The sequence below is a fragment of the Marivita sp. genome (assembly GCF_017643905.1).
GTDB lineage: Bacteria > Pseudomonadota > Alphaproteobacteria > Rhodobacterales > Rhodobacteraceae > Marivita.
The window spans coordinates 16,320-31,624 of record NZ_JAEPMO010000039.1 but is presented as its reverse complement, the minus strand read 5'-3'; the positions used below and the strand labels follow the sequence as shown (position 1 = coordinate 31,624).

Below are 15,305 nucleotides of genomic sequence, written 5' to 3'. Positions count from 1 at the left end.
TCCAGCGAAAACTCATAGAACAGCGCCGCCTGTGCTTCCTGCCTCGGTCCCATCATCGCCGGTTCTCCCCCTCGATTTCAGGAATTGAATCAGCAGTTCAGACTTCGATCAAGGAAGAGTTTTTCAACAAAATACGCCGAAACCGACACTCCGGAACCACGGGCCCAACCACAAACCTCGACAAAAAAACGCCCGGGGACCCCCCGGGCGTTGTCTGTCTCTCGCAGGCCCGGCCATGGCCGGGAATGTCCGAACTCAGTTCGGGATGTCGCCGGTGATGCCTTCGATATAGAAGTTCATGCCGAGCAGGGTGCCGTCGTCTGCGGTCTCGCCTTCAGCCAGCCATGCGCTGCCGTCCTGCTTGTTCATCGGGCCGGTGAACGGGTGGTATTCGCCTGCGGTAATGGCGTCGATCATGGCTTGTGCCTCGGCCTTCACGTCTTCCGGGATGGCGTCGTTCATGGTGCCGATGACGACTTCGCCTTCCGGCATGCCCGCCCAGCTGTCGATCTGCTCGTAGGTGCCGTCCATCAGCTGACCGACGCGCTTGACATAGTAGGGTGACCATTCGTCGATGATCGACGCGATGCGTGGCCCCGGTGTGCCGTCGTCATTGGTGGTGAACGCCGCCATGTCGGACGCCTGACCAAAGCCCCATGCCTTGCCGCCTTCCTTGGCGATCTCGGCCAGCGGTGCGGTGGAGTCGGTGTGGGCGGTGATCACGTCGACGCCCTGATCGAGCATGGCGCGCGCCGCATCCGCCTCTTTCGCAGGGTCGAACCATGTGTAGGCCCAGGTCACGACGAGTTCCACATCGGGGTTCGCCAGCTTGGCGTGGTGGTAGTAGCTGTTGATGCCCATGATCACTTCGGGGATCGGGAAGGAGGCGATGTATCCGATCTTGTTGGTCTGGGTCATCTTGCCCGCGATGTGGCCCACAACCGCACGGCCTTCGTAGAAGCGCGCGTTATAGGTGGATACGTTCGGATGTTCGCGCTTGTAGCCGGTGGCATGTTCGAACTTCACGTCAGGGAACTTGGCCGCGACATTGTTGGTCGGGTCCATGTAGCCAAAGGATGTGGTGAAGATGATGTTGCAGCCCGACAGCGCCATCTGGGTGATGACACGCTCGGCATCGGCACCTTCCGGCACGCTTTCCTGCCACGCGATCTCGACCTTGTCGCCATAGGCTTCCTTGACGGCCAGAGCGCCCTGATGATGCTGGTAGGTCCAGCCACCGTCGCCGATGGGGCCGACATAGACGAAACAGGCCTTGGTCACGTCCTGCGCCATGGCAGGTGCGCCGAAGGCCAGCGTCAGGCCCGCCGCTGCGGTGGCAAGTAGGGTTCTGCGGATCATAGATAGTCTCCCGGTTGGTGGGGCGTTGTCCGCCCCGTTTGAGTGGATGCGCCCGGTTGTGTCATCGGGTCGCGTGGAAGGTCTGCCCAAGGTTCGCGGGGGCGTTGTGACTGCCCCGCGAGCGGTTGGACGAGATCAAAACAAGCACAAGGATCGTTATCAGATAGGGCGACATGGACAAGTATTGCACCCCCCATGTCATCCCGGCGGCTTGCAGATTGAGTTGCAGCACGGTGATGCCGCCGAAAAGATAGGCGCCGACCAGAACGCGGCCCGCGCGCCAACTGGCAAAGACCACGATGGCCAGCGCGATCCAGCCCGCACCGGCGGTCATGCCTTCGGTCCATTGCGGCACGCGCACAAGGCTGAGATAGGCGCCGCCCAAGCCGGCGCAGGCCCCGCCGAACATGATGGCGAGCATCCGCACCCGGATGACCTTGTAGCCCAAGGCATGTGCGCTTTCGTGGCTTTCGCCCACCGCGCGCAGGATCAGCCCGGCATGGGTGTGTTTGAGGAAGGCCCAGACGGCGACCACGATACCTAGGCTGAGATAGACCATGATGTCATGGCTGAAGAGCATCCGCCCGACCACGGGTAGATCGCTCAGGATGGGGATGTCGAGTTTCGGCAGTGTGACGGTCTTCTGCCCCTCATAGGGTTTGCCCAACAGCGAGGACAGCCCAAGCCCCACAAGCGTCAGGCCCAGCCCGGTGGCGACCTGATTTGACAGGAAAATCTGCGTCAGCACGCCGAACGCCACGGAGAGGGCGGCGCCTGCGACGGCGGCCGTGGCAAACCCCAGAAGCGGCGATCCCGAGTTGATGGCAACGATAAAGCCGATCACCGCTCCGGTGATCATCATGCCCTCGACGCCAAGGTTCAGAACGCCGGACTTTTCGACCACCATTTCCCCGATGGCGGCCAGCAGGATCGGAGTGGCCGAGATCATGATCGAAGCGACCAAGAGGACGGGGTTGATGTTGCTCAGATCCATCAGGCCACCTCCGCCGCGCCGAACCGGACGCGATAATTGGTCAGAACATCCACGCCCAAGAGGAAGAACAGCAGCATCCCCTGAAACAGCTGGATCGATGCGCCGGGCACGCCCAGCATCAACTGCGCCAGCTCGCCGCCGATGTAGGTCAGCGCCATCAGCAACCCCGCCAGAAGGATGCCCACCGGATGCAAGCGGCCAAGGAAGGCCACGATGATCGCGGTGAAGCCATAGCCGGACCCGAAGTCGATGCTGATCTGGCCTGCGGGTCCGGTGACCTCGAACAGCCCGGCCATCCCGGCCAAAGCGCCCGCCAGACCAAGGCAGAACAGGATCGTGCGGGCAGGCGACACGCCCGAGAATTTCGCGGCACGCGGGGCCTCGCCGGTCAGGCGAATGTTGTAGCCTTGGATGTGCCGCGTCAGCAGAACATAGGCGAAGATCACTGCGATGAAGGCTGTCAGAACGCCCAGGTGCATGCCCGTATTGGGGATCAGTTCGAGGTTTTGGGACGACGACCATTGCGACAGGTTGCGCGAACCGGGAAAGCCCATGCCTTCGGGATTGCGCAAGAGGCCGGACGAGACCGAGGCCAGCAGGTTCTCCGCCACATAGACCAGCATCAGCGAGACAAGGATCTCGTTGGTGCCGAACTTCACCTTCAAAAGCGCCGGGATCATGGCCCAGGCCCAGCCGCCCAGGGCGCCCGCCACCACCATCAAGGGCAGGATCAGCGCCGACTCCATCGGGTAGAGCGCCAACCCGGCCCCCGCCCCGCAGATTGCGCCGATGATATATTGCCCCTCCGCTCCGATGTTCCAGATGCCCGCCCGGAACCCGATGGAAAGTCCAATGGCGATCAGGATCAGCGGCCCCGCTTTGACCAGCAATTGCGGGCGCGAAAACCCTGCGAATTGCGGATGGAACAGCGGATCCCAGAAAATCGTCCGGATCGCCTCGACCGGCGAGGTGCCGATCAGGCCGAACATGATGCCGCCGAAGATCATGGTCAGAACCACGGCAAGGATCGGCGTCGCCACTGTCCAAGCTTTCGACGGCTGCGGGCGTTTTTCAAGCCGGATCACAGGCCACCCTCCCGTGCCAAATTCTGGCTGTTGTCGGAATGTGCATATTTGGAATAAGAAGAAGCAGGGGAGGCTGCGCCGAGTCCAGGCTTCTTCTTTTCATAAATATGCATGTGATCGGTCGCCTCCATAGACGTGTCTCGGGCAAGGGCGTCACTCCGCAACATGGGCCACCTCCATGTCATGCGCGCCGCCCATCATCAGGCCGATCTCGTCAATGCTGAGATCCGCCACCGGTTTGAGAGCCGACAGGCGGCCTTCATTCAGAGCGCCGAAACGGTCCGCGATCTCAAGAAGCTCGTCCAGATCCTGACTGACCACAAGGATCGCAGCCCCTTTGGAGGCCAGATCGAGCAACGCCTGCCGGATCGCGGCAGCGGCTGCAGCATCGACACCCCATGTGGGCTGGTTGACCACAAGAATGTCCGGGTTCTGCGCCACCTCGCGCCCGATGACGAATTTCTGCAGGTTTCCACCCGACAGCGCCCGCGCCGCCACATGGGTGCCAGGTGTGCGCACATCGAAGCGTTTGATCACGTCCTGCGCAAACCCATCTGCGCGTTTCCAGTTTATGAAGCCCTTGTTCACCAGCCGTTGCCGCCGCCCTGCCGTCAAAACCGCGTTTTCCGTCAGGCTCATATTGGGGGCTGCTGCATGGCCCAACCGTTCCTCGGGCGCGGTCAGAAACCCTGCCGCGCGTCTGTCCACGGGGCCATCACGGCTGACATCCGCGCCCTTGACCCAGATCGTGCCGCGTTTGGTGATGCGTTCGCCCGACAGCGCCAACAGCAATTCGTCCTGACCATTGCCAGCGACACCGCCAAAGCCCAGCACTTCCCCCGACCGCAGTTCAAAGCTGATGCCGCGCAAGGGCGTACCGAAGGCACCGGGGGCGGGCATGGTCAGGTTGTCCACCCGCAAAAGCACTTCGCCCGGTGTGGTGTGTTTCGCGGCGGGAGAGGCAAAGCTCGACCCGATCATCATTTCCGCCATCGCGCGCGCGGTGGTCTCGGACGGTGTGCAGGTGGCGACCTTCTTGCCCAACCGCAGGATCGTCGCGTGATCGCAGAGCGCGCGGATCTCTTCCAGCTTGTGGCTGATGTAGAGGATCGCCGTGCCTTCGGATTTCAGCTTGCGCAGGGTCTCGAACAGGATCTCCACCTCCTGCGGCGTCAGCACCGATGTCGGCTCGTCCATGATCAGCAGCTTGGGATCCTGCAACAGGCAGCGAATGATCTCCACCCGTTGCCGCTCGCCGGCCGACAGCGTACCGACGGTGCGGGACGGATCAAGCGGCAGGCCATAGGTCTCGGACACCTCGCGGATCTGCCGGGCCAGATCGCGCGGCTTTGGCGGGTTCTCCATCCCCAGAGCCACGTTCTCGGCCACATCCAGCGCGTCGAAGAGCGAGAAATGCTGGAACACCATCGCCACCCCGGCCTGACGCGCGGCGCTGGGTTCGGACGGCGTGTAGGGCTTGCCGCGCAGGGTCATGCTGCCGCGGTCCGGCTTCACAAGCCCGTAGATCATCTTGACCAGCGTCGACTTGCCCGCGCCATTCTCGCCGAGCAATGCGTGGATTTCGCCCTCGCGAATGTCGAAGGACACGTCGTCATTCGCGACGACACCGGGATAGGCTTTGGTCAGGCCGTCGAGGCGAAGGAGGTCGTCGGGCAAATGGCACCTGATGTGATTGTTGAAAGGCTCAATAGCTGTGCTGCAACACCAACAGCAATCGCCTGAGGGTGCTTGCCAAGGGATTTTTGCCCAATCGGGCAGCAAATGCGAGATATTTGGGCGTCGCTGTGCCCCATCTTGCGAAGTCTTGACGTGAAGCGGGCCCATTTCGTGTCGGACCCGATCAGCCCGGCAAACCCGAACCCCTGGCGCAGCAGCGCATCACACAGGCTCAGGTCGAGCGCATGGGAATAGGTCAGGACCAGATGCGCGGCGTTCTCCGGCGCATGTGTCACTACGCGCAAGGGATCGCTGGCAGGAAGGGCGTTTACACGCTCCGGGATAGCATCGGGAAAGCGGTTCGGCGCAGTATCGACCCATGTGATCTCGATCTCGGGGATCGGGTGCAACACGTCCACGAGTGCCCGGCCAACATGGCCCGCGCCCCAAATCCAGAGCGGTGTCGTCGACTGTGCCACAGGTTCGACAAACCAGCCCTGCACCATCCGCGGCCGAAGGTCCACGCCCTGATTGCGCGCACAGGTGGTCAGGCGTTTGACCGCCAAAGGCATCTCGCCCGGCCCCCGCGCGATCACGGTTTCGCCGTCCAAGTCGGCTAGCCGGTTTGCGTCAAAGACTTCGGTGAGCAACATGACTGCCCCACCGCAACACTGACCCAGCTCCGGCCCCAGCGGATGACGGCTGAACCCCTCGCGGGCGAAGGCCTGTTGCGCGGCCTGATACTCCAACGCGCCGCCGCCGATGGTGCCCGATTGCCCGCCGTTCCAGACCAGCATCGCCGCCCCCACCTCGCGCGGGGAGGAGCCCTGCACCTCGGCGATCACCACGCGGGCAACCCGGCCATGTGCCGCAACGGCAACGCGTAAAGCATTGAGATCAAACGCCATCGCGCACTCTCTCGATGGCAGTCAGCACCCGTTCGGGCGTAGCGGGCGCGTCCAGCGCCGGGTAGCCGTCACCGCAGGATGCCACCGCATCAGACAGGGCCAGAAACACCGACATGCCCAGCATGAAGGGCGGCTCGCCCACCGCCTTGGAGCGGTAGATCGTGTCCTCCCGGTTGCGCCCGTCCCAGAGCGCGACGTTGAACACGTCCGGGCGATCCGAACAGGCGGGGATCTTGTAGGTGGATGGTGCATGCGTGCGCAAACGACCGGACGGATCCCAGACCAGTTCCTCGGTCGTGAGCCAGCCCGCGCCCTGCACGAACCCGCCTTCCACCTGCCCGATGTCCAGCGCGGGGTTCAGCGACGATCCGGCATCGTGCAGAATGTCGCTGCGCAGGATGCGGTACTCGCCGGTCAGCGTGTCCACCGCCACTTCGCTGAGTGCCGCACCATAGGCGAAATAGAAGAAGGGCCGCCCCTGACCCTTGATCCGGTCCCAACTCAGCTTCGGCGTGCGGTAGAACCCCGTGGCCGACAGGCTCACCCGCGCCTCATAGGTCATCTGCGCGACCTTGGCGAAGCTGTAGCTCTCGCCCTGAACGCGCACCTGACCATCCGCAAACACCACATCCCGCGCGTCGCATTGATGCAGGCTCGCCAGATGGTTCGCCATGCGGTCGCGGATCGTGTCACAGGCCGCCTTGACCGCCATCCCGTTCAGATCCGACCCCGAAGAGGCCGCCGTGGCCGAGGTGTTGGGCACCTTGCCGGTATCCGTCGCGGTGATCTTCACCATCTCCAGCGGCACGCCAAACCGGTCAGCGGCCACCTGCGCCACCTTCTGGAACAGCCCCTGTCCCATCTCGGTGCCGCCATGGTTCATGTGGATGGAGCCGTCCTGATACACATGCACCAGCGCGCCCGCCTGATTGAGATGGGTCAGCGTGAAGGAAATCCCGAACTTAACCGGCGAAAAGGCGAGACCCTTCTTGATGACGGCATTGCCCGCGTTCCACTTCGCCACCGCAGCACGCCGCGCCTCGTAATCCGCGCCGTCCAGCAACCGATCCGTCATGTCGTGCAGAATGAAATCCTCGACCACCTGCCCATAGGGCGTGGTCTGCTCGGCAACCGCTGCCGCAGCACCCGTGTTCTCCGCCAGTTCCTCGGACCCGCGCGAGGCGATGTCCTGCTCCTTCATCTTGCCGGATAAACTCCGGGGGGGCGCCGAAGGCGCGGGGGGCTGGCCCCCCTCGACCTCTGCCGCATAGTAATTCGCCCGACGCACCGCGACCGGGTCGAGCCCCAAGTCATGGGCGATATGATCCATCACCCGCTCGATGCCCAGCATCCCCTGCGGTCCGCCAAAGCCCCGGAACGCCGTTGCACTCTGGGTGTTGGTTTTCAAACGATGGCTTTCGATCCGCACATGGGTCAGGTGATAGGCGTTGTCGGCGTGCAGCATGGCGCGGTCGGCGACGGGTAGGGACAGGTCCTGCGCCCAGCCGCAGCGGGTGTACTGCTCGAACTCCACGCCCGAGATCACGCCTTGATCATCAAAACCCACACGATAGGCGATGCGGAAATCGTGCCGCTTTCCGGTGATCATGAAATCATCGTCTCGGTCATAGCGCATCTTGGCCGGACGCCCGGTCGCCGAGGCAACCACGGCACAGGCGATTGCGAGCGCGTTCCCCTGGCTTTCCTTGCCGCCGAAGCCGCCACCCATGCGCCGTGTCTCCACCCGCACCGCGTGCATCGGCAGGTGCAGGGCGTGGGCCACTTTGTGCTGAATCTCGGTCGGGTGCTGGGTCGAGGCATGCACCACCATGTCGCCGCCTTCCTGCGGCAGGGCCATGGCGGATTGGCCTTCAAGGTAGAAATGCTCCTGCCCACCCATCTCGATGACGCCGCTGATCTGGCGCGGCGCGGTGTCGATGGCCTCACCCGCATCGCCCTTTTCCCAGATGCGCGGGCCGTCCTCGAAGCGGCTGTCGGCGGCCAGCGCCTCGTCGATGGTCAGGATCGCGTCGCGTTCGGCATAGCTGATCTGCCCGAGGCGCGCCGCCTTGCGGGCGGCGAGGTGGCTGGTGGCGGCGACCAGAAAGATCGGCTGGCCAAGGTAGTGGATCGTCGCGCCCGACAGCATCGGCTCGTCATGGGCCGAGGGTGAACAATCGCAGTCGCTGGGCAGGTCCTTGGCTTCCCAGACACCCACCACGCCGGGCGCGGCACGCACTGCGTCGAGGTTGATCGCGGTGATCCGTCCGGCGGCGATACTGCTCAGGCCGAAGGCCAGATGCAGCGTGCCTTTGGGCGTCGGGATGTCATCCACATACCGCGCCTGTCCGGTCACATGCAGATGTGCCGCGTCGTGGGGAAGGGGTTTTGCGACTGTCATGCCGACACCTCCAGCACGTTCGACGCGATGCCCTGATCCTCGTGCCAGTAGCGCAGGAGCATGTTTTCCGCCGTCCGCAGCCGGTACTCGGCCGAGGCGCGCATGTCGGACAGAGGCGTGAAGTCCTCGGCCATCCTCGCCATCGCGGCGCGGATTGTGGCCTCGGACCACGGCTTGCCGGTCAGGGCGGCTTCGACCGCTTTCGCCCGTTTCGGCGTACCCGCCATGCCGCCAAAGGCGATGCGGGCGTCGGTGACCGTGCCATCCGACACGGTGATGTTGAACGCCCCGCAGACGGCGGAGATGTCCTGATCGAAGCGTTTTGAGAGCTTGTAGACCTTCAACCCCGGTGCCAAGCGCGGGATCGTGACGGCCTCGACAAATTCGCCCTTGGCGCGGTCCTGTTTGCCGTAGTCGATGAAGAACTCGTCCAGCGGCATATCGCGGCGATGGTCCCCCGCCCGCAGGTGCAGCGTGGCCCCCAGTGCGATCAGCGCGGGCGGGTTGTCCCCGATGGGTGAGCCATTGGCGATGTTGCCGCCGATGGTCGCCGCCGCCCGCACCTGGGTCGAGCCGTAGCGGCGGATCATTTCGGCGTAGGACGGGTGCAGGTCTTTGACGGCTTTCAAAACCCGATCCATCGTGACCCCGGCGCCGATGCGCAAGTGATCGTCGGTTTCCTCGATCTGCTGCAACTCGGTGCAGCGGTTGAGGAAGATCACGTCGTCCAGATCGCGCAGGGATTTGGTCACCCAGAGCCCTACATCCGTTGCACCCGCGATCAGTGTCGCATCAGGACGGGCGGCGTAGGCGGCAGCGAGCTCGTCCAGCGTTTCCGGGGCGGAGAGGCTGGGGGGCTGTCTGCCCCCCAGACCCCCTGAAAGGTATTTTTGAACCAGAGAAGCTGGGGGCGTGCCCTTGAGCCAATCGGGCGCGGGCTGATCGGTGGCCGCCTCCGCCGCGCGGATGATCGGGGCGTAGCCGGTGCAGCGGCAGAGGTTGCCCGCCAGCGCGTCGTCGTGGTTCTGGTCGCCATTGAGATGTGCGACCGCCATCGATACGACAAAACCCGGTGTGCAGAAGCCGCATTGTGATCCGTGATGGTCGATCATCGCTTGCTGCACTGGGTGCAGACTGCCGTCGGGGGCGCTGATGCCTTCGACCGTGCGCACCGCGCAGCCGTCAAGCTGGGGCAGGAAAAGGATGCAGGCGTTCAGCGCGCGTGCGCCGCGCGCATCGGTGACCATCACCGTGCAGGCCCCGCAATCGCCTTCGTTACAGCCTTCCTTGGTGCCGGTGAGGCCGCGCTCTTCGCGCAGCCAATCGAGCAGCGTTGCCGTGGGGGACACGTCTCGCAGCTCCACGCTCTCTCCGTTCAGAAGAAAGGTGATATCCATGTGAAAAACCTGCCGCCTTACCAATATGCCCCGTAATATGCGCCCTCGATGCGGCGTAGAGAACGCGCGGGGTTATCCCTGTTGTCAGATGAGGCTAGGCAAGCGTGGCGCGGTTTGGCAAGAGATTTTGTGCCTGTTTGGTGTTCATTGCGGTGCCAGTGCCTGATTCACAGGCGTTGAACGAGAGCGGCCAACTGCTCAAACGTGGTGCCCCAGCCGTCGAAAAAGCCCATTTTTTCGTGTTCGTCGCGCTTGGCCGAATCGGAATGCATGACATGCGCGTGATAAAGCGTGCCGCCGTCCTGCGGGATCAGGCGCACGTCTGCGGTCATGAACGCCGGAGTCGGCGCGGGACGGAACCCGGGTAGGACACCGTCGGTAAAGACCAGCCGGGAGAACCGGTCCGCGACCAGAAAACAGCCGTCATTCTCCATCAGTGTGCCGTCCGGCAATTTCATCACGTTGAAGGCCCGGCCACCCGGGCGCAGATCGTTTTCGACCTCCGTCACTTCGACCGGGGGTGGCACGAACCATTGTTTGAACAGTTCCGGCTCTTCCCAGCAGCGCCAGATGGTTTCCGGGCTGGCCTTCATCAGCCGTTCAATCTGAAGGTCGGTATCGGGGTTGAAGTTCATGTCAGGTCTCCTGAGCGGATAAGGCTGTCCAGACGGTCGAGGCCGCTGGTCCAGCCGGTATGGAAATCGGCCTGCATGTCCTCGCCGGTCATTGATGCCACGGCGACATCGACGGTTAGGGTCGTTGCGGGGCCGTCTGCCTCCAGCACATAGGTGACCAGCGAGACACCGAACCGTTGTCCCCCTGCGATGACCGTTTCGGTGAAACAGGCGCGGGTGGGGGTGTCGATGTGATACCAATGGGTGTCTACGGTAAACTCGGGATTGTCCGCAGGCCCGCAGCGGTGGCGTTCCTGTCCGCCTTCGCGCAGGTCGGTGGTGTCCAGCACCAGAACGGCGTCATCCGACGGCGCGCCCCAGATCTCGCGTGACCTGGCGTCGGTCAGAAGGTGCCAGAGCCGGTCTTGGGACGCGGCGATTTTACGGGTTAGGCGGAACGTGGCGATGGGGGCGGTCATGCTTTGGGCCTTTCAAGAGCTTCGGCCAGTGCTTGCAAGCGGTCCAGACGGCCCTCCCACAGCTTGCGCTGTCGGGAGAGCCAGTCTTCGGCGGCGGCCATGGGGGCGGCTTCGATATGCAGGATTCGGGTGCGGCCGGTTTTCTTTGACCGGACCAGACCTGCCTGTTCGAGCTTTCCGAGATGTTTGAGGAAAGAGGGCAGCGCCATGTCATGCGGGCCGTGCAACTCGGACACGCTGGCGGGGCCGTCGAGCAGGCGTTCGATCACCGCCCGACGGGTCGGGTCGGCCATTGCTGAGAAAACGGAGTCGAGATGGTTAGCCATGTGGCTAGGTAATTTGGCCGACGAACCGCTGTCAAGCAAAACCTAGCCATTTGGCTAACCAATGAGCCGGAGTTCAAAAGGGCAGGAAACCGTCGCCGAGTTCATAGTCTTTGACCGCCAGCAATGGCTGGTCGCCATCGTAGGAAAACACGAACACATGCGCGAGATCCGAAGCGAGTGTCATGCGGCAGAAATTGGCATCGGCGTCGAAATCCGCCGGGCAGCCTTCGAGATCGACATGTTCAATGGTCGCTTCGAACACCGCATAGGTGAGCACGCCATTTGCGAGGTAGTTGGTGCCACCGTGATGGGTTTCGCCCGGTCCTGATGCGGCGGCGCTTGCGAGGGCGAGTGTTGCGAGAAGGGGTGCCACTGTCCTGTGCATAATTCTGATTCCTTTTGTCAGGTATTGTGCGTCTATTGCTGACTCTTTTTATCGGGATTGTAAAGTGGATTTCACGCCAAACCTACAGCTTGGGCTTTCCCCTGGATCACGGACTGCATATCGTAGGCGCATGGCTGATCCCCGATTCATTCATCTGCGCGTGCATTCCGAATATTCGCTGCTGGAAGGGGCGGTGCGGCTCAAGAAGCTGCCCGATCTCTGTGCAGCCAAAGGCATGCCAGCTGTTGCTTTGACCGACACCAACAACCTGTTTGCAGCGCTGGAGTTTTCGGTCGGTGCGGCGGGCGCGGGCATTCAGCCGATTATCGGCTGTCAGGTGGACCTCAGGGTCGCCGAACCCGCGCCGGGCGAACGGGCCAAGCCGCCTGCGCCCGTGGTTCTTCTTGCGCAGTCCGAGACCGGGTATGAGCATCTGATGAAGCTTAACACCTGTCTTTATCTGCGGCGGGACGGGGAGTTGCCCCATGTCACGCTCGACGAGTTGGCGCAGCATAGTGAGGGTGTGATCTGCTTGTCCGGTGGGCCGGACGGCGCGGTCGGGCGCATTCTGCAACAGGGCAATCGCGGTGCGGCCGAGTCGGTGATGCAGCGTTTGGCCGAGATCTTCGGCGACAGGCTTTATGTCGAGTTGCAGCGCCATCCCGGCGACAACGGCCTGCCTGAGAATGAGCGTCTGACCGAACGACCGTTTGTCGAGATGGCCTATACGATGAACCTGCCATTGGTGGCGACCAATGATGTCTATTTCCCGAAATCCGACATGTACGAAGCGCATGACGCGCTGATCTGTATCGCCGAGGGCGCTTATGTCGACCAGCAGGAACCGCGCCGCCGTCTGACACCGCAGCATTATTTCAAATCGCCGCAGGAAATGGTGACGCTGTTTGCCGACCTGCCGGAAGCGACCCAGAACACGGTGGAGATCGCCAAGCGCTGTGCGTTCATGGCCTACAGGCGCGATCCGATCCTGCCGAAATTCGCGGATGACGAGGTCGAGGAACTCAAGCGGCAGGCGCGGCAGGGGTTGAAGGACCGTCTTGCGGTGATCCCGCATGCGGCTTCGGTCGAGGAGTACGAGAAGCGGCTTGAGTTCGAGTTGGGCATCATCGAGGGCATGGGGTTTCCCGGCTATTTCCTGATCGTGGCCGACTTCATCAAATGGGCCAAAGATCACGACATTCCGGTAGGGCCGGGGCGGGGCTCGGGGGCGGGCTCTCTGGTGGCCTATGCGCTGACCATCACCGACCTTGACCCGCTGCGCTATCAGCTTCTGTTCGAACGCTTCCTCAACCCGGAACGTGTGTCGATGCCCGACTTCGACATCGACTTCTGCATGGATCGTCGCGAAGAGGTGATCCGTTACGTTCAGGACAAATACGGTGCCGACAAGGTGGGCCAGATCATCACCTTCGGTGCGCTTCTGTCGAAGGCAGCGGTGCGCGATGTGGGACGGGTGTTGCAGATGCCCTATGGGCAGGTCGACCGTCTGTCGAAGATGATCCCGGTCGAGGGCGTGAAACCCGTCAGCATCGAAAAGGCGCTGATAGATGAACCCCGCCTGCGTGAAATGGCGCGCGAGGAAGAGGTGGTGGACCGCCTTCTGACCTACGGCCAGCAGGTCGAGGGGCTGTTGCGCAACGCGTCGACCCACGCTGCGGGTGTTGTGATCGGGGACCGGCCGCTGGACGCGCTGGTGCCGCTCTATCAGGACCCGCGGTCTGACATGCCCGCGACCCAGTTCAACATGAAATGGGTCGAACAGGCGGGTCTCGTGAAGTTCGACTTTCTTGGCCTCAAGACCCTGACGGTGATTCAGTACGCGCTGGACATGATCTTCAAATCCGGGCGGCCGTTGCACATCGCCGCGGATGGCACGGAGCTTTACCAACCCGCGCCGGGGGCCGAGAACGACATCGGGCATATCCCGCTGGACGATGAGGCGACCTACAAGCTTTACGCCGCTGCGAAAACGGTCGCCGTGTTCCAGGTGGAAAGTTCGGGCATGATGGATGCCCTCAAGCGCATGAAGCCCACCTGTATCGAAGACATCGTCGCGCTTGTCGCACTCTACCGTCCCGGCCCGATGGAGAACATCCCGACCTATTGCGAGGTGAAGAACGGGCTGCGCGAACGGGAATCCGTCCATCCGCTGATCGACCATATCCTTGAGGAAACGCAGGGCATCATCGTCTATCAGGAACAGGTGATGCAGATCGCACAGGTCATGGCGGGGTACAGCCTTGGCGGTGCGGACCTGCTGCGCCGCGCGATGGGCAAGAAGATCAAAGAGGCGATGGACGCCGAACGCCCCAAATTCGAGAAGGGTGCGGCAGAGAATGGCGTCGAGGCCAAGAAAGCCTCGGAGGTGTTCGACCTTCTGGAAAAGTTCGCCAATTACGGCTTCAACAAATCCCACGCTGCCGCCTATGCGGTGGTGAGCTACCAGACGGCCTGGCTGAAGGCGAACCACCCGGTCGAATTCATGGCCGGTGTGATGAACTGCGATATTCACCTGACCGACAAGCTGGCCACCTATTTTGAAGAGGTGAAAAAGGGTCTTGGGCTGCCTTGGGTGCCGCCTTGCGTGAACCGGTCTCAGGCGATGTTCGACGTGCAGGACGGGGCGCTGGTCTATGCGCTGGGCGCGCTCAAGAATGTCGGTGTGGAGGCGATGAGGCTGATCACCGAGGCGCGGGGCGACAAGCCATTTGTCACGTTGTTCGATTTTGCCCGCCGCGTGGATCTGAAACGGGTCGGGAAACGCCCGCAGGAAATGTTGGCCCGATCCGGTGCGTTCGACCAGCTGGACCGCAATCGCCGCCGCGTGTTCGAGAGCCTTGATGCGCTGGTCGGTTATTCCGCGGCGATCCACGATCAACGTGCCTCGGCGCAGGTGTCGTTGTTTGGCGAAGCAGGCGATGACCTGCCGGAACCGCGCCTGTCGCCGGTGTCGGATTGGTTGCCTGCGGAACGTCTGTCGGAAGAGTTCAAAGCGGTGGGATTCTACCTCTCTGGTCACCCGCTTGATGACTACATGACGGCGCTCAAACGCAAGGGCGCGATGACGCTGGATGATGTGCTGGCGAAGGCGCAGAACGGGCCTTGCGTTGTCAAGATGGCGGGTGTCGTGGCCGGGCGGCAGGAACGGAAATCCGCACGCGGCAACCGTTTTGCCTTTGCCCAGCTCAGCGATCCGACGGGGGCCTATGAGGTCACGCTGTTCTCGGATACGTTGGAGGCCGCACGCGATCATCTGGAGACCGGATCGAAGGTGATGGTCACCTGCGAAGCGACGCTGGAATCCGATCAGCTCAAACTGCTCGGGCGATCTGTTGCTCCTGTCGATGTCGCGGTGGCGGATGCCGTGAGCATGGGGTTGCGCATTTTTGTCGATCAGCCCGATGTGGTCGCGCATGTGGCCTCTGTTCTGACCCGCGCGGCCGACCAATTGCCCAAGGCGGGGAAGGGGCCGATCCGCATCTGTTGTCTCAATGCGCCGGGCCTGCCCGGTGAGGTTGATGTGGCGCTGCCCCGTGAATTTCCCGTGACGCCGGAGATCAAAGGCGCGATCAAGTCGCTGGGCGGCGTTCTCGACGTCGAAGAACTTTGACCCGCCCGAAGCGGAATGTTGCCTGTGCCCTGCTGGACGGGGCGGGGCC

Annotated in this window: 12 protein-coding genes; 1 reads left to right on the top strand and 11 read right to left on the bottom strand. The window is 62.8% G+C overall.

All coding sequences use genetic code 11. The annotated features are described in order from the left end of the window. Positions 1–255 precede the first annotated feature (255 nt). The 11 genes from JJ869_RS08225 to JJ869_RS08175 all read right to left on the bottom strand — a co-directional run bounded on the left by JJ869_RS08225 (position 256) and on the right by JJ869_RS08175 (position 11,613). On the bottom strand, positions 256–1,359 hold the full coding sequence (locus JJ869_RS08225) for a BMP family ABC transporter substrate-binding protein (protein WP_292266013.1): 1,104 nt from the start codon (positions 1,357–1,359) through the stop codon (positions 256–258). 61 nt (positions 1,360–1,420) lie between these two features. Further along, positions 1,421–2,353 (bottom strand): ABC transporter permease, encoded by a 933-nt coding sequence (locus tag JJ869_RS08220; protein ID WP_292266012.1) that lies wholly within the window; start codon positions 2,351–2,353, stop codon positions 1,421–1,423. After that, positions 2,353–3,438, bottom strand: coding sequence for an ABC transporter permease (locus tag JJ869_RS08215; RefSeq protein WP_292266011.1), 1,086 nt, complete (start codon positions 3,436–3,438; stop codon positions 2,353–2,355). Before JJ869_RS08215 ends, JJ869_RS08220 begins: the two co-directional genes overlap by 1 nt. A 153-nt stretch (positions 3,439–3,591) precedes the next feature. Beyond that, a complete protein-coding gene (locus JJ869_RS08210; RefSeq protein WP_292266009.1) occupies positions 3,592–5,115 on the bottom strand; it encodes an ABC transporter ATP-binding protein in 1,524 nt (507 codons plus the stop codon). Further along, positions 5,082–6,023, bottom strand: coding sequence for a xanthine dehydrogenase accessory protein XdhC (xdhC, locus tag JJ869_RS08205; RefSeq protein ID WP_292266006.1), 942 nt, complete (start codon positions 6,021–6,023; stop codon positions 5,082–5,084). The genes JJ869_RS08210 and xdhC overlap by 34 nt, the downstream gene beginning before the upstream one ends. After that, positions 6,013–8,424 (bottom strand): xanthine dehydrogenase molybdopterin binding subunit, encoded by a 2,412-nt coding sequence (gene xdhB, locus JJ869_RS08200; RefSeq protein WP_292266004.1) that lies wholly within the window; start codon positions 8,422–8,424, stop codon positions 6,013–6,015. Before xdhB ends, xdhC begins: the two co-directional genes overlap by 11 nt. Beyond that, positions 8,421–9,821, bottom strand: coding sequence for a xanthine dehydrogenase small subunit (xdhA, locus tag JJ869_RS08195; RefSeq protein WP_292266002.1), 1,401 nt, complete (start codon positions 9,819–9,821; stop codon positions 8,421–8,423). Before xdhA ends, xdhB begins: the two co-directional genes overlap by 4 nt. 167 nt (positions 9,822–9,988) lie before the next feature. Then, positions 9,989–10,456, bottom strand: coding sequence for an SRPBCC family protein (locus JJ869_RS08190; RefSeq protein WP_292265999.1), 468 nt, complete (start codon positions 10,454–10,456; stop codon positions 9,989–9,991). Next, positions 10,453–10,914, bottom strand: coding sequence for an SRPBCC domain-containing protein (locus tag JJ869_RS08185; protein WP_292265998.1), 462 nt, complete (start codon positions 10,912–10,914; stop codon positions 10,453–10,455). The genes JJ869_RS08190 and JJ869_RS08185 overlap by 4 nt, the downstream gene beginning before the upstream one ends. After that, positions 10,911–11,240, bottom strand: a complete 330-nt coding sequence (locus tag JJ869_RS08180; RefSeq protein WP_292265997.1) for a metalloregulator ArsR/SmtB family transcription factor — start codon at positions 11,238–11,240, stop codon at positions 10,911–10,913. The genes JJ869_RS08185 and JJ869_RS08180 overlap by 4 nt, the downstream gene beginning before the upstream one ends. A 73-nt stretch (positions 11,241–11,313) precedes the next feature. Beyond that, entirely contained in the window at positions 11,314–11,613 is a 300-nt protein-coding gene (locus JJ869_RS08175; protein ID WP_292265995.1) for a hypothetical protein, read from the bottom strand. 142 nt (positions 11,614–11,755) lie between these two features. Between JJ869_RS08175 and dnaE the strand changes: the two genes are divergently transcribed. Continuing rightward, complete coding sequence (gene dnaE / locus JJ869_RS08170) at positions 11,756–15,256, top strand: DNA polymerase III subunit alpha (RefSeq protein ID WP_292265993.1); 3,501 nt, start codon at positions 11,756–11,758, stop codon at positions 15,254–15,256. The last annotated feature ends 49 nt before the right edge of the window (positions 15,257–15,305 follow it).